The organism is Rugamonas sp. DEMB1 (assembly GCF_029834475.1).
GTDB classification, from domain to species: Bacteria; Pseudomonadota; Gammaproteobacteria; order Burkholderiales; family Burkholderiaceae_D; genus Rugamonas; species Rugamonas rubra.
Genome location: NZ_CP122407.1, coordinates 431,081 through 448,876 on the forward strand (window position 1 = coordinate 431,081; position 17,796 = coordinate 448,876).

Consider the following 17,796-nt stretch of genomic DNA (forward strand, 5'->3'; position numbering starts at 1 on the left):
AGTACAAAACCAACCCACGGCAGGCCGCAGCAACGGCCGCCACCACCGCAAGGCAAGCACTATGACAGCAGCATGGGACGTCCTGTTCACCAATGTCCACCTGGCGACGATGGCCACGGCCGACGGCTACGGCGAAATCCTTGACGGCGCCATCGCCGTCAAGGACGGCCGCATCGCCTGGCTGGGCGCGCGCGCGGCGCTGCCGCCGCACACGGCCGCGCGCACGCACGACGGCGCCGGCTGCTGGCTGACGCCCGGCCTGATCGACTGCCACACGCACATCGTCCACGCCGGCAACCGCAGCGACGAGTTCGAGGCGCGCCTGAACGGCGCCAGCTACGAGGACATCGCCCGCGCCGGCGGCGGCATCATGTCCACCGTGCGCGCCACCCGCGCCGCCTCGGAGGAGGAGCTGCTGGCGCAAAGCCTGCCGCGCGTGGCCAGCCTGCTGGCCGAGGGCGTGACCACCATCGAGGTCAAGTCCGGCTACGGCCTGACCCTGGAGTCCGAGGCGAAGATGCTGCGCGTGGCGCGCCGCCTCGGCCAGGTGCTGCCGGTGGCGGTGGCCACCACCTTCCTCGGCGCCCACGCGCTGCCGCCGGAGTTCGCCGGCCGCGCCGACGACTACGTCGACGCGGTCTGCGAGATGATCGCGCCGCTGGCCGCCGAGGGCCTGGTCGACGCCGTCGACGCCTTCTGCGAACGCATCGGCTTCTCCAACACCCAGGCCGAGCGCGTGTTCGCGGCGGCGCGGCGCCACGGCCTGCCGGTCAAGCTGCACGCCGAGCAGCTGTCCGACCAGCGCGGCGCCGAGCTGGTGGCGCGCCACGGCGGCCTGTCGGCCGACCACCTGGAGCATTTGAGCGAGGCCGGCGTGGCCGCCATGGCCGCCGCCGGCACGGTGGCGGTGCTGCTGCCGGGCGCCTACTACTTCCTGCGCGACAGCACGCCGCCGCCGGTGGCGGCGCTGCGCGCGGCCGGCGTGGCGATGGCGGTGGCGACCGACTGCAACCCCGGCACCTCGCCGATGAGCTCGCTGCTGCTGGCGATGAACATGGTCTGCACCCTGTGGCGCCTGACGCCGCGCGAGGCGCTGGCCGGTTGCACCGTCCACGCCGCCCGCGCGCTCGGCCTGCAGGGCGAGATCGGCAGCCTGGCGCCGGGCAAGCGGGCCGACTTCGCGCTGTGGCGCATCGCCCGCCCGGCCGACCTGGCCTACGCCATCGGCTTCAATCCCTGCCAGCTGGTGGTCAACGGCGGCGTGGCGCGCGCGCCGCAGCTGGCGAATTAGAGGCGGCCCTCGAAAAACCCGCCCAAGGCGCGGGCGTTCGGGTACATTATTACGGTTGTTTTCTTTGTAAAACGCTCTCGTACCCGGATCGCCATGCCCGCCTTGCCGTCGTCTGTCCCCCGCCTGTCCCTGCACCTCGCCGTCCTGCTGACCCTGAGCGCTTGCGCCGTGGCGCAGGAACCGACACCGACCCCGCCGACCCCGCCGACCCCGCCGGCACCGGTGGCGCCAGCCACGCCGGCGCAGCAGGCCGCCATCGTGGCGGCCGCCGTCGCCGCCGCCGGCGCGCCCAAGCCCTTCGCCGAGGTGAGCCGGGGCGCCACGCATATTCCCGGCTTCCTCGGCCTGTACCAGAAGGACGAGAAGGTATGGCTCGAGCTGCGTCCCGAGCACTTCGACCGGCCGATGTTCATGTCGCTCAACATGCCGAGCGGGATAGGCGAGCGCGGCATCTACGGCAGCCAGATGGGCGAGAGCCACGTGGTCTACTTCCACCGCATCGGCAACCTGGTGCAGCTGATCGCCAAGAACACCGACTACGCCGCGCGCGGCGGCACGCCGCAGGCGCTGACGGTGGCGCAGGCCTACTCCGACAGCCTGCTGGCCAACGCGCCGGTGGCCAGCGCGGCCCACCCGCAAAGCCACGCCGTGCTGGTCGAGGCCAACGCGCTGCTGTTCGGCGACATCGCCGGCTACGCCACCCGGCTCGAATACGCCTACCGCATCCCCTTCGTGCCGGACGCGCGCAACAGCAGCTTCGTCAGCATCCGCGCCGACGAGGCGATGACCGGCCTGAGCGTCAACGCCCACTACGCGGTGCCCAAGCTGCCGGTGCTGCCGCTGGGACCGGCGGCGCTGGCCATGCCCGGCGCGCCGACCACCTTGCCCGACCCGCGCAGCATGTTCCTCGGCTTCTACTACAGCTTCATGCCGCTGCCGGCCGAGCCCATGCACCCGCGTCCGGCCGACGACCGCGTCGGCCACTTCGTCAGCACCAGCCACGACTTCTCCGACGACGTCAAGCCGACCCTGGCCACGCACGTGGTCGACCGCTGGCGGCTGGAGAAGCGCGAGCCGGCGCTGGCGCTGTCCGAACCCAAGCAGCCGATCGTCTACTGGCTCGACAAGAACATCCCCGAGAAGTACCGCGCCGCCGTGCGCGACGGCGTGCTGGCCTGGAACGCCGCCTTCGAGCGGATCGGCTTCAAGAACGCCGTCGAGGTGCGCCAGCAGGGCGAGCAGGACCGCTTCGACACCATGGACGCGCGCCACGCCTCGATCCGCTGGTATGTCGGCAGCGACGTCGGCTACGCCATCGGGCCGCACCAGGTCGACCCGCGCAGCGGCGAGATCCTCGACGCCGACATCGCCATGTCCGACGTCTTCGCCCGCCGCGTGCGCCGCATGGTGGCCGAGGACGGCCCGGCGCTGTCGGCGCCGATGCCGGCGGCCCCGCCCGGCGGCCGGCGCGAGGCGCAGTGCGCCTACCTGCAGGAGTCCGAGCAGGAGCTGGGCTTCGCCATGGGCCTGCTGGAGGCGCGCGGCGAGATGGCGATGGACGGCCCGCAGGCCGAGGCGGTGGCGCAGGCCTACGTGCGCTCGGTGATCATGCACGAGGTCGGCCACACGCTGGGCCTGCGCCACAACTTCCGCTCGTCGACCATCTACAGCATGCAGCAGTTGCAGGACCCGGCCTTCACCAAGGTGCACGGCCTGAGCGGTTCGGTGATGGACTACACGCCGTTCAACCTGGCGCTCAAGGGCGAGCCGCAGGGCGAGTACGTCAGCTCGGCGCTCGGCCCCTACGACTACTGGGCCATCGAGTACGCCTACAAACCGATCGAGCCGGCGCAGGAGAAGGACGAGCTGGCGCGCATCGCCGGCCGCTCCAACGAGCCGCAGCTGGCCTACGGCACCGACCAGGAGTCGGGCGGCTACAACTCCGACCCCGACGTCAACGTGTTCGACCTGGGCAGCGATCCGCTGGCCTACTACCAGAAGCGGCTGAGCATGTCGCGCGAGCTGTGGGACCGCGTGCAGGCGCGCCAGCCCAAGCCGGGCGAGAGCTACGCCGCGCTGCGGCGCAGCTTCGACTTCGGCTTCGCCCAGTTCTCGCGCACCATGCCGGTGGTGGTCAAGTACGTCGGCGGCGTGACCTACCTGCGCGACCACGCCGGCACCGGCCGCGCCACCTTCACGCCGGTGCCGCTGCCGCGCCAGCGCGCCGCGCTGGCCATGCTGACCAACAGCCTGTTCAAGGCCGACAGCTTCAAGTTCGCGCCGGCCCTGGTCAGCCGCCTGGGCGCCGACCAGTTCGAGGGCCGCGGCCGGCCCGACGTGTCGGTCGGCGCGCGCGTGCTGACGCTGCAAAAAGCGGTGCTCGACCAGCTGCTGTCGGACCAGGTGGCGGCCCGTCTGCTCGACTCGCAGGAGAAGCTGGCCGACGCGGCGCAGGGCCTGAGCCTGGGCGAACTGTACGCCTCGGTGCAGGCGGCGGTGTGGAGCGAGCTGAAGGGCGGCAAGGAGATCTCCACCATGCGCCGCAACCTGCAGCGCGAGCATTTGAAGCGGCTGACGGCGATCCTGCTGCGGCCCTCGCTGGAGACGCCGGCCGACGCCCGCAGCCTGCAGCGCGAGAACGCCATCGAGCTGCAGCGCGAGCTGCGCGCCGCGCTGGCCCGTGCCGGCAGCCGCGAGACCCGCGCCCACCTGTCGGAGAGCATCGAGACGCTGGGCCAGGCCTTGAAGGCGGCCATGCTGCGCGCCGGCGCCTGAGGCGCGGTGCCGTCCGTCGGCGCGGCGATGTCGACGGTGGTAAGCTGACGGATTGTTCACCTCAACCGGAGAGTGCGTGCGCACCACAGCCGTTGTTTCTCCCTTTGCCGTCTTATCGCGCCGGCCGCCGGCCTTGACCCGGTTGTTCCGCCCGGGCCGCTACGCCCGGCTGGCGCAGGCCGCCTTGCTGGCGCTGCTCTGCCTGGCGTTGGATGCCGCCGTGGCCGCGCCGGCGGCGGCGTCCGCAGCAGCCGCGCCTGCCGCCGAGCGCCCGGCCGGCACGCTGCACATCGGCTCCAAGCGCTTCACCGAGTCCTACATCCTCGGCGAGCTGTTGACGCAGACGGCGGCGCCCCACGCGCGCAGCGAGCATCTGCCCGGACTGGGCAACACCGCCATCGTGCTGGCGGCCCTGCGCGCCGGCAAAATCGACGTCTACCCCGAATACCTCGGCACCATCGACCTGGAGATCCTCAAGCACAAGGACGCCACCCCGCTCGAGCAGATCCGCCGCGAGCTGGCGCCGTTCGGCCTGGGCGTGGCGGTGCCGCTGGGCTTCAACAACAGCTACGCGCTGGCCATGCGCGCCGACGCCGACGTGCGCACGCTGAGCGAACTGGCGGCGCGGCCGACGCTGCGCTTCGGCCTGTCGCACGAGTTCATCGGCCGCGCCGACGGCTGGCCCGGCCTGGTGCGGCGCTACGGCCTGCACCAGCACCCGTCCGGCCTCGACCACGGCATCGCCTACGAGGCGCTGGCGCGGCGCCAGGTCGACGTGATCGACATCTATTCGACCGACGCCAAGATCCGCCAATACGGCCTGCGCGTGCTGGACGACGACCGCCAGCACTTCCCGCGCTACGACGCCGTGCTGCTGTACCGGCTCGACGCGGCGACCCGCTTCCCGGCCGCCTGGCAGGCCCTGCGGCAACTGGAGGGGCGCATCAGCGCGGCCGACATGATCGGCATGAACGCCGCCGCCGAGATCGACGGCCAAAGCTTCGCCGCCATCGCCCGCGCCTGGCTGGCGGCGCACCCGCCGGCCCGGCCCGGCCAAGGCGCGCCGCCGGCGGCCGAGCCCGTGTCGGGGTCAGGCACCGACACAGGCTCAGCTGTGGCATCGTCCGCGAAGGGCACCGCAGGCGGCACCGCCGCGTCCGTGTCGGGGTCAGGCACCGACACGAGCTCTGCCGTGGCCGATTCCGCGAAGGGGAGCGCCGGCGGCACTGCCGCCACCGTGTCGGGGTCAGGCACCGACATAGGCTCTGCCGTGGCTAAGTCCGGGGTCGGCGCCGCCGCGCCGCGCGCCGGCCTGCTGGCGAAATTGTTCGATCGGGATTTGTGGCCGCTGACGCGCCAGCATCTGACCCTGGTCGCGCTGGCGGTGCTGCTGGCCTGCGCCGTCGGCGTGCCGCTGGGCGTGCTGGCGGCGTACCGGCCGCGACTGCGCCAGGCGGTGCTGGCGCTGGTCGGCGTGCTGCAGACGGTGCCCTCGCTGGCCCTGCTGGCCCTGTTGATACCCTTGCTGGGGATGATCGGCACGGCGCCGGCGCTGCTCGCGCTGTTCGTCTACGCGCTGCTGCCCATCGTGCGCAACACCTGCACCGGCCTGCTGCAGGTGCCGTCCGGCCTGCGCCTGGCGGCGATGGCGCTGGGCCTGCGCCCGCGCGACCGCCTGCTGCGCATCGAGCTGCCGCTGGCGCTGCCGGTGATCTTGGCCGGCGTCAAGACCGCCGCCGTGATGAGCGTGGGCACCGCCACCATCGCCGCCTTCATCGGCGCCGGCGGCTACGGCGAGCGCATCACCATCGGCCTGGCGCTGAACGACAACGACATGTTGCTGGCCGGCGCCATTCCGGCGGCCGTGCTGGCGCTGCTGACCCAGGGCGTGTTCGAACTGGCCGAGCGCCTGCTGGGCCGCGCGCCGTCCGGGCGGGCCTAGCGCCCGCGCCGCCTGCCCCGCCCGCTCCGCTCACAGCGAATGCAGCTTGGTGCGCACCTCGATGACTTCGCGGTGCAGGATGCGTTCGGCGTGGAAATCGTTCTCGCGCTGGGCGGCGATGGCCTGCAGGTCGCGCGTGTAGCGGTCCAGCCGCGAGCGCAGATAGGCCTTGTAGACGATGGTGGCAAGTGGCGACAGCTTGGCCATGATGGCTCTCCCGGACGTTTTGGCTTCGTCCATTCTGCGAGGGCGCCGGTGCTTCATTTTGCGCTGAATCAATGGACGTTCCGAACGCGGAGTTGCCGGGATTCATCGTCGGAGTGGCGCGCCGCACCTTTGTGCCAGCGCAAAGCGCCCGCCGCGCCAGATGTCATCCTGTTCTTTTGGTCCGCGCCGACGGCGCTTTGCAAAGGAGGGTAATCGCATGCTGGCAATCGCACTACTATCGGGGGCCGTCTTGGCGGCATGGGGATGGCGGCGGCGCGCGCGGCGCGCGGCGGAGTGCGCCGGTCCGCCGGAGCGGGTCGGCATGCATGGCGGCCTGGTGGCGCGGCGCCACTAGCGCGCGCCTTGCGCCCGAATGTAAGCAGCTGTCAGCGGGCGTAAGGAAATGTAAGGGGGCGGGTATTTCGGCGACGGCGGCGCTATAGTGGGGCCGTTGATTCATCTCCCCTCCCACTGACAAGGGCTTACACCCACGAGGCGCCCGGCGCCCGTGGGGTTTTTTTTGTCCGCAGCTCGTGCCTAAGCGTCGCCTCAGGCGCGCGACAGCTGTGCCAGCGCGTCGCCGGTGACGCGGCAGATGCGCCAGTCCGGCAACAGTTCGGCGCCCACGCCCTGGTAGAAGCTGATGGCGTTGGCGTTCCAATCCAGCACCGACCATTCGAAGCGGCCGCAGTCGCGCTGCAAGGCCAGTTGCGCCAGCGCGGCCAGCATCTGCTTGCCGTAGCCCTTGCCCCGGCTGTCCTGCTTCACGTACAGATCCTCCAGATACAAGCCCTTGCGGCACAGGAAGGTGGAGTAGTTGTGGAAAAACAGGGCGAAGACGCGCACCGCGCCGTCGGCCTCGCCGACCAGGGCCTCGCAGGCCGGATGGGCGCCGAACAGGCTGTCGCGCAACATCGCCTCGTTGCCCTCCATCATGTGCTCGAGTTTTTCGAACACGGCCAGTTCGTGGATCATGCCGAAGATGGCGGCCACGTCGTCCGGCTGGGCCGGGCGGATAGTCAGTTGCGATGCTGTCATGGGTCTACGCTGCGCTTTCAAGGTTGAGTTCGGCGGCCGCCGTCGGAGGGTCGGGCCGCAAGGCCCAGGCCACGCTGGACAGGCACAATACCATGCCGGCCAGCTCGACCAGACCGGGCCGGTAGTGTTCCAGGCGCATCGACAGCAGCACCGAGATCACCGGCGTGACGACGACGATGTAGACGGCCTTGTGCGCGCCGATGCGGTGGATTAAGGTGAAATAGGCGGCGAAGGCGATCACCGAGCCGAACACGGCCAGATACAGCAGGCCGCCCCAGTAGCGCGCCGAGTTCGGCAGCACGAAGGGCTGGCCCGTCAGCAGCGCCCAGGCGGCCACCATCAGCGCGCCCCACAGCATGGCCCAGGCCATGGTCAGCAGCACGTTGGCCGATTGCTCGCGCACCTTGACCACCAGCACGTTGCCGACCGAGCTGGCGAAGGTGGCCAGCAACGCCAGACCCAGTCCCAGCAGGAAGTGGCCGCCGCCGTTGCCCAGCTCGCGCCAGGCCGACTCGAGCGCGCGCAGGAACAGCAGCACCACGCCGCACATCGCCAGCGCGGCGGCGCACCAGGTGCGCCAGGTCAGCGCGGTGCCGAAGGCCAGCCGGCTGCAGATCGGGTTCCAGAACACCATCAGCGCGAACAGCACGCCGACCATGCCGGAGACCAGGTATTGCTCGGAGCTGTAGGTGCAGATATAGCTGAGCGCGAAGGTGGCGCCGCCCTGCAGCAGCAGCCAGCGCTGCACGCGCCAGGGCAGCAACAGGCGGTCGCCGCGCAGGCGGCACCAGGCGAACAACACGGCGGCGGCCAGGCCGAAGCGGTAGGCCACCGAGACGGCGGGCGCGACCTCGCCCAGTTGCAAGGTGATGGCGAAAAAGGTCGAGCCCCAGATCAGGCAGGCGGTGAGGAAGAGGAGGGGAGATGACATCGCGCAAGTATACGGGAATACGCGAGATCGCGGGAGATCGCCGACTTTCGCGGCGCTAGCCCGGCGCTCGCCGTGGAAGTTTCCCGCAGACATCCGTATTGGCGTGCGCGCAACACCCGCCATTGACGCCGCGCAGGGGCGCGGGCGATCGCCGGGAAATTATTTGAATAATAAGTATTATGGGAAAACTAATGAATCTAAACGTGGAGCAAGTACGATGTCTATCCAACTACATATCCGGGTCGCCACCTTGTTGGCCCATGTGGTCATGAGCACGGCGCTGGTGGTGTTGCTGGCCGACGGAGCGGCGGCGTCGCTGCAGCCGGCCTTTCCGATCGCCGTGCACAATTGAGCCGGCGCGCGGCGGCGGCCCAATGCCGGGGCCTAGTGGGTGACGCGGGTCTTGCGGCCGTCGGACAGCAGGCGCACCCGCTCGCCGGCGCGGAAGGGTTCGTCGGCGTCCTGCACGATGGCGCGCAGGTCGCCGTTGTCGAGGCGCACGGTGATCTCGACGCCCTTGCCCTTGCTGATGTCCGATTCGACCTTGTTGCCGATCATCCCGCCGGCCACCGCGCCGACGATGCCGGTGGCGATCGAACCCCGCCCGCCGCCCACCGCCGCGCCGGCCAGGCCGCCCAGCGCGGCGCCGCTCAGCGTGCCGGTGCCGGAGTTGCCCTTGTCGATGGTCACCTCGCGCACCGATTCGACCGTGGCCATGCGCACGGTTTGTTCGTTCTGCGCCTGGCGCGCCGAGTAGACGCTGCCGGAATTGGGCGCGACGACGCAGCCGCTCAGGGTGGCGGCGAAGGCGGCGATGAGGGTGAGGCTGAGCAGGGGTTTCATGCGGGACTCCAAAAGTTGAGGGGGAAGGGCGGTTGGCCCCGCTGTGCATGGCTTGCCAGCGGCGACTATTCCCAGCATAAAGTAATTTCGATTTAGCAAAACCGCAAAGTGGTAAGCATCTGTTACCGCGCCACAGGCTCAGTAGGCCAGGCGCAGGCGGCGGTACAGGAAGCTGAGCACGAACAGCGGGCCGATCAGCAAAAAGCGCAGGCTCCTCGAGGAAGGACGGCTTCTTGCCTTCGATCTTGTGGCCGATGAACTGGCCGATCCAGGCCAGCACGAAGATGCTCAGCGACAGCGGCAGCACGGCGGCCGGCGGCAGCGCCGCCAGCAGGCCCAGCATCAGCGCCGACATCAGCAGCATGCCCAGCGCGAACGGTCGCGACAGGCGCGCGTAATAGGCCAGCGCGGCCAGCACCACGGCCAGCGCCAGCAGCGCGTGCACGCTCCACAGCAACCCCAGCAGGGTGAACACGATCACCGGCACGCAGACGAAATGGATGATCTCGTTGGTCGGGTTCAGGTGGCTTTCGCGGTACTTGGCCAGCAGGGTGTCGATGGTGCGGGGGGCGGACATGGCGGTGGTCTCCGGCGGGATGGTGGACGTGGGCGGACGCGGCTTGCCGATTCTACACCGGAATTTCGGCGCGGGCGGCGGCGACGGAGCCGTTCAATCCCGCAGCAATCTATGTGACGAACTATGTGACGAAACCGGCGCGCAGGCAGGCGCGGGCAGGACGCCGCAGCCGATCCGCATGTTAGTCTTTTCGACATGGGATGTGGCGGCTTCTCGGCCACTTTTGCGCGGCGACTGGATAGGGTGGGACAGATGACAATGACGGTAATCAACGTGAACGGGCGCCGGCTTGCGGCCGAGATGGACGGCGACACGCCCTTGCTGTGGGCGCTGCGCGAGCAGTTCGGCCTGACCGGCACCAAGTTCGGCTGCGGCGCCGGCCTGTGCGGCGCCTGCACCGTGCATCTGGACGGCAAGGTGGCGCGCAGTTGCGTCGTGCCCGTCAGCGCCATCGGCAAGAGCAAGGTCCGGACCATCGAAGCGCTCGGCGGCAACGCGCGCGGCGCGCCGCAGGCACACGCCCTGCAGCAGGCCTGGATAGAGGAGCAGGTGCCGCAGTGCGGCTACTGCCAGTCGGGCATGCTGATGGCCGCCGCCGCCTTGCTGGCCGCCAAGCCCAAGCCCAGCGACGCCGACATCGACCAGGCCATGAGCAACCTGTGCCGCTGCGGCACCTACAACCGCGTCAGGCGCGCGATCAAGCGCGCCGCCGGCATGGAACCGGGGAGCGCCGCATGAGACCCTCGCCTGCCACCGCCGCCGCCGCCGCCGCGCCGGACAATCCGGGCCGCCGCCGCGTGCTGCAATCGGGCGCGCTGGGCGGCTTGATGATCGCGCTGGGCGGCCCGCCCGCCGCGCTGGCGGCGCTGGCCGGCGCCGCCCCGGCGCCGTTGGGCGCATGGTTGCGCATCGCCGCCGACGGCGCCGTCAGCATCCTCTCCAACACCAGCGAGATCGGCCAGGGCACCGGGACCGCGCTGGCGCAGATCCTCGCCAACGAGCTGGACCTGGATTGGCGCAGCGTCGGCCTGGAGATGGCGCCGCTGGACGTGGCGCACCAGAATCCGCGCTGGGAGGAGCAGGCCACCTACGGCAGCGGCGGCGTGGCCGGCCAACTGGCGCCCTTGCGCAAGGCCGGCGCGCAGGCGCGCGCGGTGCTGATCGCCGCCGCCGCGCAGCAATGGCGGGTCGCGCCGCAGCAGTGCGACACCGAGGCCGGCTTCGTGCTGCACCCGTCGACGCGGCGGCGCCTGTCCTACGCCAGCCTGGCGGTGGCGGCGGCCCGCCTGCCGCTGCCGGAGCAGCCGGCCCTGATGCCCAGGGAGCGCTGGAAATTCATCGGCCGCGACGTGGCCCGGCTGGACTTGCCGGCCAAGACCGACGGCAGCGCGGTCTACGGCGTCGACGTCCAGCTGCCGGGCCTGCTGAGCGCCAGCATCCGCCAGGCGCCGCGCTTCGGCGGCCGGCTGGCCTCGGTCGACCCGGCGCCGGCGCTGGCCGTGCGCGGCGTGCGCCAGGTGGTGGCCATGGCCGACGCGGTGGCGGTGGTGGCCGAGCACTACTGGGCCGCCAGCAAGGGCCTGGCGGCGCTGCGGCCGGTGTGGGACGACAGCCAGGCGACCAAGGCGTCCTCGGCCGACTACGCGGCGGCGCTGGCGGCGGCGGTACAGGCCGGCGGCGCCACCTTCGCGCGCAAGAGCCAGACGGCGGAACGGCTGGACGCCGAGTACGCGGCCGCGCTGGCCGGGGCGGTGCAACACGCCGAGGCCTTGTACACCGTGCCCTTCCTGCACCACGCCACGATGGAGCCGATGAACGGCACCGCCCACGTGGTCGACGGGCGCGCCGAACTGTGGTTGCCGACCCAGAGCCAGACCAGCACCCGCGCCCGCGTCGCCAAGGAACTGGGCTTGGCGGAGGAGCAGGTCACGCTGCACACCACGCTGGCCGGCGGCGGCTTCGGCCGCCGCATCGAGCACGACTTCGCCCTGCAGGCGGCGCGCATCGCCAAGGCGGTGGGCCGGCCGGTCAAACTGATCTGGAGCCGCGCCGAGGACATGGCGCACGGCTTCTACCGGCCGGCCGCCGCGATGCGCCTGAGGGCCGGCCTGGACGCCCAGGGCATGCCGCTGTGCCTGCGCTTCGACACCGCCGGCGAGTCGCTGTTCAAGTATTCTCTGGGCGGCACGCCCGCCACGGCGCCGGTCGACTCCTCCGCCGTGGGCGCCCTGGGCAAGCCCTGGTATCGGATGGCCGCCAGCCTGGTGGCGGTCAGCACCGTCGACATCGGCGTGCCGGTGGGCTATTGGCGCTCGGTGGCCGCCTCGCAGAACTGCTTCGCCTACGAGGGTTTCATCGACGAGCTGGCCGCGCGCGCCAGGCTCGACCCGCTGGCCTACCGCCGCCGCCTGCTGGCGGGCCAGCCGCGCCACCTGCGCGTGCTCGACGCCGTGGCCGCGCTGTCGGGCTGGGAGCGGCCGGCCGCCGCCGGCCGCTTCCGCGGGCTGGCGCTGGACCAGGCCAACGGCAGCATCGTCGCCCATGTGCTGGAGCTGGCGGTGGACCGGCAGTCGCGCGTCAAGCTGCACAAGGTCAGCACGGCGATCGATTGCGGCCTGGCGGTCAACCCGCGCAATATCCGCGCCCAGGTCGAGGGCGGCATCGCCTTCGCGCTGTCGGCCGCCTTCCACGGCGAGATCACGTTGGACGGCGGCGCCGTGCGGCAGTCCAACTTCCACGACTACCCGTTGATCGGCCTGGCCGACATGCCCCCGGTCGAGGTGGCGATACTGGAAAGCGGCGAGCAGGCCGGCGGTGTCGGCGAGGAGGCGGTGGGGCCGCTGGCGCCGGCGCTGGTGAACGCCCTGTTCGCCGCCACCGGCCGGCGCGTGCGCAGCCTGCCGCTGGCGCGGGAGGGCTACACGCTGCGGTAGAATGACGCGCATCCCCGCACGACAACCGGCGCCCCGGCGCGCAAACGCCGCTTCGACCCGGTCGTCGACCAGCGCACGCGCCCGCTGGTGCTGGGCAGCCTGCCGGGCACCTTAACTTACCGGCATTCGGGCCTGAGGGTGCCCTAGGCGGCGGCCACGGCGGCGATCTCGGCGCGCGCGGCTCCGTCGAGCGCCGCCAGGTCGATGCCCATGGCGCGCAGCGCGCGCGGCGCCACGCCCTGTTGCGCCGCGCCCACGGCGATGACGTGGGCGCCCAACAGCGGCTCGGCGGCGCTGGCCCTGGGCCAATCGGCCAGCTGGCGCATCAGGCTTTGCACCGAGGGCTTGCCCTGGTAGAGCCCCGGCTTGGGCGGCACGGCAGCGCCGGCCTGGCACAGCGCGTCCAACTGCGGCGAGGCCAGTCCGATGCCCCGCAGGGCGTCGCGATACTGCTGCGCGATGGCGTCGCGGAAGCGCTCCGGGTCGGCGCCGACGCGGGCGAAGGCCTGGCGCGCCGTGCCGTCGGGCAGCTCCAGCGCCGCCAGGATGAAGTGCTCCACGCCGGCCTCGCTCTGGCCGTCGGCGTTGGCGTGTCGTTCGGCACCCTGGCACAGGGTCTTGATGGTACGCATGTCACGGAAACGTTGTCTCAGTCGGCTCAGCATGGCAACTCCTAGTCGGCGCGGGGCGGTTTGGGGAGGATGGCGGCTAGGCGCTTGTGCGCCGCCTGCTTGGACACGTCCAGCACCTCGGCCACGTCGGCCCAGGACCAGCCCTGCGCGATGGCGCTGGCGACGGCGAGGCGTTCGAGCTTGTCGGCCGCCCGGCGCAAGGCCAGCACGGCGGCCAGCGCCTCGGCGGGGTCGTCGGGGGAGGGGAGGGAGTCGAGTTCAAACATGCGTCAATATTAGTTGACGCCACTCGCCGTGTCAACCTATGTTGACGGCGATGCCGGCCGGCCGCCGCGACAGCGGTGTCGTCGTGCGCCGGGTTGGCTGCCGCCGCGATGCGCCAGCGGGCCGGCCTGGACGCCCAGGGCATGCCGCCGTGCCTGCGCTTCGACACCGCCGGCGAGTCGCTGTTCAAGTAGTCTCTGGGCGGCACGCCCGCCACGGCGCCGGTCGACTCCTCCGGCGCGTGCGCCGCCTGCCGCTGGCGCGGGAGGGCTGCACGCTGCGGTAGAATGACGCGCATCCCCGCACAACAGCCGGCGCCCCGTCGCGCCCGACACCATGGCCACACCCACCGCAACCCCCGCCACCGCCACCGCCACCGCCACCGCCACCGCCACCGCCACGGCCGGGCCGGCGGCGCGCAAACGCTGTTTCGACCCGGTGCTCGACCAGCGCACGCGCCTGCTCGTCCTGGGCAGCCTGCCGGGCGACCAGTCGCTGCTGCGCAACGAGTACTACGGCAACCGGCAGAACCGTTTTTGGATGCTGATGTCCGAGGTGGTCGGCGAGGCCCTGGTGCCGCTCGACTACGCGGCGCGCCTGCAGGCGCTGCTCCGGCACGGCGTCGGCCTGTGGGATGTGGTGGCGGAGGCGTCGCGCCCCGGCAGTTTGGACAGCCGCATCCGCGACCGCGACGACAACGACCTGCCCGCCCTGCTGCTGCGCTTCCCGCGCATCGCGACCATCGCGTTCAACGGCGGCACCGCCAGCAGACTGGGCCTGAAGGTGTTGGGCGGGCGGGCCGCCGGCTATCGGATAGTCGAGCTGCCGTCCAGCAGTCCTGCCCACACCATCCCGTATGCCGAGAAGCTGGAACGCTGGGCCGCCTTGCGCCCGGCGCTCGCCGGCTAGTTCAGGCCGCGCCGCTCACGGCCCGACCGGCAGGAAGACCACGCTGCCGTCGTCGACCAGGGCGATCAGCACCATGCCGTCGCCGGAGACCACCATCTGGCGCGCCAGCAACTGCTTGCCCGGCGGCGCCAGGCGGAACTGCTTGAGCGCCGCGCCGTTGGCGTCGAATTGCCAGACGTCGCTGGGGCTGCCGTTGGCGGCGCCGCCGCAGTAGACGCGGCCGTCGCTGCCGACCTCGACGTTGTTGGGGCGGGCCTGCAGGGCGGGCAGGTAGTTGACGATGCTCAGGTCGGCCGTGTTGAGCGCCACGCACTGCGCCGGCGTGGTGCTGGCGGTGTACAGGCGGCTGCCGTCCGGGCTGGTGGCGAGGCTCCTGGCCGTTGCCGTTGCCGCTGCGCGGGCCGCCGTATTGCCGCGCGATCAGCAGGTTGTTGGGCGCGGCGGCCGAGTAGTCCAGGCTGTACGACAGCAGGGTGTTGGTGCTGGCGCCGCGGTCCTGCAGGTAGAGCCGCTTGCCGTCGGCCGAGGCGCTCAGTTCGCCCGCCGGCAGGGCGATGCCGTTCAGCCAGGCGTTCGAGGTCAGCACCGCCGCGCCGTCCTGCAGCAGCAGCGCCTCGATGCCGTTGGGGCGGATCGCCTGCAGGCGCGAGGCGCTGCTGAGCGGCGAGGCGACGGCGAAGCTGGCCGTCTTGGCCAGCGTCGCCAGGTTGTACTGCAGCACGCTGCGGTTGAGGATGTCGTAGACGAACAGGCTGGCGCCGCCGGCGTTGACGGCCATCTGCCCCAGCGCCGTCGAGGGCACGCTGATGCTGCCGCTCTTCAGACCGGTGTAGACGTTGTAGATGTCGATCGCCGAGCTGCCGTTGTGGGCGTACACCAGCGGCCGCACCGGGTCGGCCAGCAGGTCGCTGTAGAACTGGTTGACGGTGTGGCCCTGCTTGGCGGTGTTGCCGTTCCACAGCGCCACGGTGATGGTTTCCGGCGCGCCGACGGCGGCGTCGGCCGGCACGATCTTGACGCTGGCCAGGTTGATCGAGTTGGCCGCCAGGCCGGCCGGGTTGGCCGTCAGCACCAGGTTGTTGCCGCTGGCGACGGCGCTGAGCCAGCCCTGGTCGGACAGCGCGGTCCACCCCGCGTCCAGCGCGTAGTTGTCGGCGACGGTCAGGGTGCGGCTCAGGCGCGTCCAGTCCGGCGTGGCCGCCAGCGCCACGCCGATCTGCGACGGCAGCAGCTTGCGCTGGTCGCGCTTGACGCTCAGCGTCAGCGGGGCGAGCAGGAAGTCGCCGTTGACCCGCGCCCCCAGGTTCAGCGCCACGCTGCTGCTGCCCAGCGCCAGGCCGTTGCCGACGGCGCTGAAGGTGAGCGTGGTGGCGTCCTGGTTGACGCTGCCGGTGGCGACGTTGGCGCTGGCCCAGGCCGGCAGCGGCGACATGCTCCACGGGAAGGCGTTGGCGCCGGTGTTGAGGTTCATCGCCAGCGAGCGGGGGCTGAAGTCGCGGCCGTAGGGGCCGCCCAGTTCGATGCTGGCCACGTTCAGCTTGAGGGTCGGTTTGATCAGGTTCAGCTCGACCGGGACGCTGCGCGAGCTGCTCGCCGTCGACAGCGCCAGGCGGGCCGTGTACTTGCCGCTGGCCATGTTGTCGTTGCTGCTGACCGACAGCGTGGTCTGGCCCGGCGCCAGGCCGGCGCTCGGGCTGGCGCGCAGCCAGGCGGCATCGGTGGCGGCGCTCCAGCGCAGGTCGCTGCCGTCGATGCTGAACTTGATCGTTTTCGGGTTGATCGAGGTGCCGTTGATGGCGCTGAAGACGATCCCGTTGGCGTCGACGTGGAAGGCGCTCGGCAGCACCGTCAGCACGGCCGGCAGCAGCGCCTTCTGGCCGTCGCTGGCGGCCAGCGTCAGGGTGGCGGTGTGGCGGCCCTCGGCCAGGCCGCTCGGATCGAGCGTGACGGCCAGGTTGGCGCTGCCGCTGCCGCTGGCGGCGGCCGGCTTGAGCCAGGCGGCGTCGCTGCTGGCGCTCCAGCTGCGCCCCTCGGCCTTGATGGCGACGTCGATCGGCGCCGCCGCCAAACCGTCGAGCGCCAAGCTGGCGCTGAGCGCGACGGCGCTGGCGGCCGAGAACGGCGGCAGGTCGGGCGCCGCCACCTGGAAGTTGTACGGCAGTTGCATCGGCGAGCCGGGGTACTGGGCGGCGCAGGCGCTGTCGCGGCACAGCTTGACGGTGAAGTTGCCGCTGTGGCCGCCGACGCCCAGGGTGGGCGCGGTGTGCAGCACGGCCAGGTAGTCGGTGGACGAACGCTGTTGCAGCTGGGCGTCGGGCAGGATGGCGCCGCCGGTGTCGATGATGAAGGCGAACACCTTGCCGTCGAAGTCGGCCGGCCGGTTGACGCTGGCGGCGACGCTGACGGTGCTCGACACGCCGGCCGTCAGCGCGGCGCTGACGCTGGCCGGGCTGAAGCTCAACGCCGCGCCGGCCGCCGGGCCGGGCGGGGTCGGCGCGCCGCCGCCGCCGCCGCCGCAGGCGGATAGCAATGTGATCAATAGGAGGGCGGGCCATTGTTTCAACATTGCGAGTTCCTTATAGGGGGCGATGGTTCGGGGCTTGCAAAACACGTAACTAATTTCGCTATTGCAATATTATAGCAATAATACCCGCTCCGCCCGGCCGCGCCGCGTCCGCGCCGGCGGCCCGTCAAGGCCGCCCGCGCGGCCTGGCCTCGTAGGCCTTGATGCGGTCGAGCTTGGCGGTGTACAGGTCGTGGTCGCCGCGCGTCGTGCTGTTCTCCATGGCCAGCCGCATGTGGCGGTCGGCCTCGCCCAGCTGGCCCAGCTGGAAGCAGGCCAGCGCCATCCAGAAATGGAACTCGTGGTAGTCGGGCGAGCGCGCCAGCTCGCGGCCGAACAGTTCGCGCGCCCCGGCGTAGTCGCCCTGTTGCATGGCCAGTCGGCCCTGGTTGAAGAAGTGGAAGGGCGGATAGGTTCCAGCTGCGCCAGGCGGGCCTCCAGCGGCGCCGCCTCGGCGGCGCGGTCCAGCTGGCGCAGCGACTGCGCCAGGTTGGACAGGTAGACGGTGTTGTCGGGCGCCTGGCGGTGGGCGTGGCGCAGCGCCCGCTCGGCCTCGGCGTGGCGGCCGGCGTGCTGGTAGACCACGCCCAGCGTGTTGTAGGCGTTGAGGAAGGCCGGGTCCCGTGCCAGCGCCCGGCGGACCCACCAGTAGGCGTCGGCGCCGCGCCCGGCCGCCAGCGACTCGGCGGCGCGGTTGTTCATGAACATGGCGACGATGGTGCGCTCCTCGAGCTGCTGGGCCTGCTGGCGGGCGCCGTCGGCCGGCGGCATGAAGTCGATGGTGAAGTATTGCTGGTGGTCGTAGCCGATCTGGGTGTTGCCGCGCGGCTTGCCCAGCGTCAGGTTGACGTGGCCGCTGGCGATGTACAGCCGGCCGCTGCGGCTCCACGC

16 protein-coding genes and 1 pseudogene are annotated in these 17,796 nt (G+C 71.4%); 8 read left to right on the top strand and 9 right to left on the bottom strand.

Annotation, left to right across the window (positions count from 1 at the left end):
* Nucleotides 1-61: 61 nt before the first annotated feature.
* The 3 genes from hutI to QC826_RS01965 all read left to right on the top strand — a co-directional run bounded on the left by hutI (nt 62) and on the right by QC826_RS01965 (nt 6,008).
* Nucleotides 62-1,291 carry an imidazolonepropionase gene (gene hutI / locus QC826_RS01955; protein ID WP_279764174.1) on the top strand — a complete coding sequence of 410 codons (1,230 nt, stop codon included), beginning with the start codon at nt 62-64 and terminating at the stop codon, nt 1,289-1,291.
* A 93-nt stretch (nt 1,292-1,384) separates the two neighbouring features.
* Nucleotides 1,385-4,066, top strand: a complete 2,682-nt coding sequence (locus QC826_RS01960; protein ID WP_279764175.1) for a zinc-dependent metalloprotease — start codon at nt 1,385-1,387, stop codon at nt 4,064-4,066.
* A 220-nt stretch (nt 4,067-4,286) separates the two neighbouring features.
* Nucleotides 4,287-6,008: a glycine betaine ABC transporter substrate-binding protein gene (locus QC826_RS01965; protein ID WP_409567851.1), complete on the top strand. Its 1,722-nt coding sequence runs from the start codon at nt 4,287-4,289 to the stop codon at nt 6,006-6,008.
* Between the two features lie 30 nt (nt 6,009-6,038).
* Here QC826_RS01965 and QC826_RS01970 read toward each other — a convergent pair whose 3' ends face one another.
* From QC826_RS01970 to QC826_RS01980, 3 genes are all read right to left on the bottom strand, one after another.
* Nucleotides 6,039-6,215: a hypothetical protein gene (locus tag QC826_RS01970; protein ID WP_279764176.1), complete on the bottom strand. Its 177-nt coding sequence runs from the start codon at nt 6,213-6,215 to the stop codon at nt 6,039-6,041.
* Nucleotides 6,216-6,764: 549 nt separating this feature from the next.
* On the bottom strand, nt 6,765-7,253 hold the full coding sequence (locus QC826_RS01975) for a GNAT family N-acetyltransferase (protein WP_279764177.1): 489 nt from the start codon (nt 7,251-7,253) through the stop codon (nt 6,765-6,767).
* Between the two features lie 4 nt (nt 7,254-7,257).
* On the bottom strand, nt 7,258-8,184 hold the full coding sequence (locus QC826_RS01980) for a DMT family transporter (RefSeq protein ID WP_093382209.1): 927 nt from the start codon (nt 8,182-8,184) through the stop codon (nt 7,258-7,260).
* A gap of 217 nt (nt 8,185-8,401) precedes the next feature.
* On the opposite strand from QC826_RS01980, the gene QC826_RS01985 reads away from it, so the two are divergent.
* Nucleotides 8,402-8,536 (top strand): hypothetical protein, encoded by a 135-nt coding sequence (locus tag QC826_RS01985; protein ID WP_279764178.1) that lies wholly within the window; start codon nt 8,402-8,404, stop codon nt 8,534-8,536.
* 32 nt (nt 8,537-8,568) lie between these two features.
* Here QC826_RS01985 and QC826_RS01990 read toward each other — a convergent pair whose 3' ends face one another.
* Together QC826_RS01990 and QC826_RS01995 are read right to left on the bottom strand one after the other, a co-directional pair.
* Nucleotides 8,569-9,027: a glycine zipper 2TM domain-containing protein gene (locus tag QC826_RS01990; protein ID WP_279764179.1), complete on the bottom strand. Its 459-nt coding sequence runs from the start codon at nt 9,025-9,027 to the stop codon at nt 8,569-8,571.
* Nucleotides 9,028-9,165: 138 nt separating this feature from the next.
* Nucleotides 9,166-9,604, bottom strand: a pseudogene (locus tag QC826_RS01995) (DUF962 domain-containing protein).
* Here QC826_RS01995 and QC826_RS02000 point away from each other — a divergent pair.
* The 3 genes from QC826_RS02000 to QC826_RS02010 are packed head-to-tail and all read left to right on the top strand — an operon-like array spanning nt 9,495 to nt 12,537.
* Nucleotides 9,495-9,860, top strand: a complete 366-nt coding sequence (locus tag QC826_RS02000; RefSeq protein WP_279766649.1) for a hypothetical protein — start codon at nt 9,495-9,497, stop codon at nt 9,858-9,860. The pseudogene QC826_RS01995 and the gene QC826_RS02000 sit on opposite strands and share 110 nt — an antisense overlap.
* 2 nt (nt 9,861-9,862) lie before the next feature.
* Nucleotides 9,863-10,342 (top strand): (2Fe-2S)-binding protein, encoded by a 480-nt coding sequence (locus QC826_RS02005; protein ID WP_279766358.1) that lies wholly within the window; start codon nt 9,863-9,865, stop codon nt 10,340-10,342.
* Nucleotides 10,339-12,537 carry a xanthine dehydrogenase family protein molybdopterin-binding subunit gene (locus QC826_RS02010; protein ID WP_279764180.1) on the top strand — a complete coding sequence of 733 codons (2,199 nt, stop codon included), beginning with the start codon at nt 10,339-10,341 and terminating at the stop codon, nt 12,535-12,537. The genes QC826_RS02005 and QC826_RS02010 overlap by 4 nt, the downstream gene beginning before the upstream one ends.
* 143 nt (nt 12,538-12,680) lie before the next feature.
* Here the strand turns inward: QC826_RS02010 and QC826_RS02015 are convergent, their stop codons facing one another.
* Together QC826_RS02015 and QC826_RS02020 are read right to left on the bottom strand one after the other, a co-directional pair.
* Nucleotides 12,681-13,169, bottom strand: coding sequence for a Clp protease N-terminal domain-containing protein (locus QC826_RS02015; protein WP_279764182.1), 489 nt, complete (start codon nt 13,167-13,169; stop codon nt 12,681-12,683).
* A 41-nt stretch (nt 13,170-13,210) separates the two neighbouring features.
* Nucleotides 13,211-13,435 (bottom strand): helix-turn-helix domain-containing protein, encoded by a 225-nt coding sequence (locus tag QC826_RS02020; protein WP_279764183.1) that lies wholly within the window; start codon nt 13,433-13,435, stop codon nt 13,211-13,213.
* Nucleotides 13,436-13,769: 334 nt separating this feature from the next.
* On the opposite strand from QC826_RS02020, the gene QC826_RS02025 reads away from it, so the two are divergent.
* Nucleotides 13,770-14,342 carry a DNA-deoxyinosine glycosylase gene (locus tag QC826_RS02025; RefSeq protein WP_279764184.1) on the top strand — a complete coding sequence of 191 codons (573 nt, stop codon included), beginning with the start codon at nt 13,770-13,772 and terminating at the stop codon, nt 14,340-14,342.
* Nucleotide 14,343: 1 nt separating this feature from the next.
* Here QC826_RS02025 and QC826_RS02030 read toward each other — a convergent pair whose 3' ends face one another.
* Both QC826_RS02030 and QC826_RS02035 read right to left on the bottom strand, forming a co-directional pair.
* Complete coding sequence (locus QC826_RS02030; protein WP_279764185.1) at nt 14,344-16,908, bottom strand: BACON domain-containing protein; 2,565 nt, start codon at nt 16,906-16,908, stop codon at nt 14,344-14,346.
* A 124-nt stretch (nt 16,909-17,032) separates the two neighbouring features.
* Nucleotides 17,033-17,278 (bottom strand): tetratricopeptide repeat protein, encoded by a 246-nt coding sequence (locus tag QC826_RS02035; RefSeq protein WP_279766359.1) that lies wholly within the window; start codon nt 17,276-17,278, stop codon nt 17,033-17,035.
* Nucleotides 17,279-17,796: the final 518 nt, after the last annotated feature.

Bases quoted from the DNA above. Each gene is read 5' to 3' on its own strand.
- hutI (WP_279764174.1), top strand. From the start codon at position 62: ATGACAGCAGCATGGGACGTCCTGTTCACCAATGTCCACCTGGCGACG.
- QC826_RS01960 (WP_279764175.1), top strand. From the start codon at position 1,385: ATGCCCGCCTTGCCGTCGTCTGTCCCCCGCCTGTCCCTGCACCTCGCC.
- QC826_RS01970 (WP_279764176.1), bottom strand. From the start codon at position 6,215: ATGGCCAAGCTGTCGCCACTTGCCACCATCGTCTACAAGGCCTATCTG.
- QC826_RS01975 (WP_279764177.1), bottom strand. From the start codon at position 7,253: ATGACAGCATCGCAACTGACTATCCGCCCGGCCCAGCCGGACGACGTG.
- QC826_RS01980 (WP_093382209.1), bottom strand. From the start codon at position 8,184: ATGTCATCTCCCCTCCTCTTCCTCACCGCCTGCCTGATCTGGGGCTCG.
- QC826_RS01985 (WP_279764178.1), top strand. From the start codon at position 8,402: ATGTCTATCCAACTACATATCCGGGTCGCCACCTTGTTGGCCCATGTG.
- QC826_RS01990 (WP_279764179.1), bottom strand. From the start codon at position 9,027: ATGAAACCCCTGCTCAGCCTCACCCTCATCGCCGCCTTCGCCGCCACC.
- QC826_RS02005 (WP_279766358.1), top strand. From the start codon at position 9,863: ATGACGGTAATCAACGTGAACGGGCGCCGGCTTGCGGCCGAGATGGAC.
- QC826_RS02010 (WP_279764180.1), top strand. From the start codon at position 10,339: ATGAGACCCTCGCCTGCCACCGCCGCCGCCGCCGCCGCGCCGGACAAT.
- QC826_RS02015 (WP_279764182.1), bottom strand. From the start codon at position 13,169: ATGCGTACCATCAAGACCCTGTGCCAGGGTGCCGAACGACACGCCAAC.
- QC826_RS02020 (WP_279764183.1), bottom strand. From the start codon at position 13,435: ATGTTTGAACTCGACTCCCTCCCCTCCCCCGACGACCCCGCCGAGGCG.
- QC826_RS02025 (WP_279764184.1), top strand. From the start codon at position 13,770: ATGGCCACACCCACCGCAACCCCCGCCACCGCCACCGCCACCGCCACC.
- QC826_RS02030 (WP_279764185.1), bottom strand. From the start codon at position 16,908: ATGTTGAAACAATGGCCCGCCCTCCTATTGATCACATTGCTATCCGCC.
- QC826_RS02035 (WP_279766359.1), bottom strand. From the start codon at position 17,278: ATGCAACAGGGCGACTACGCCGGGGCGCGCGAACTGTTCGGCCGCGAG.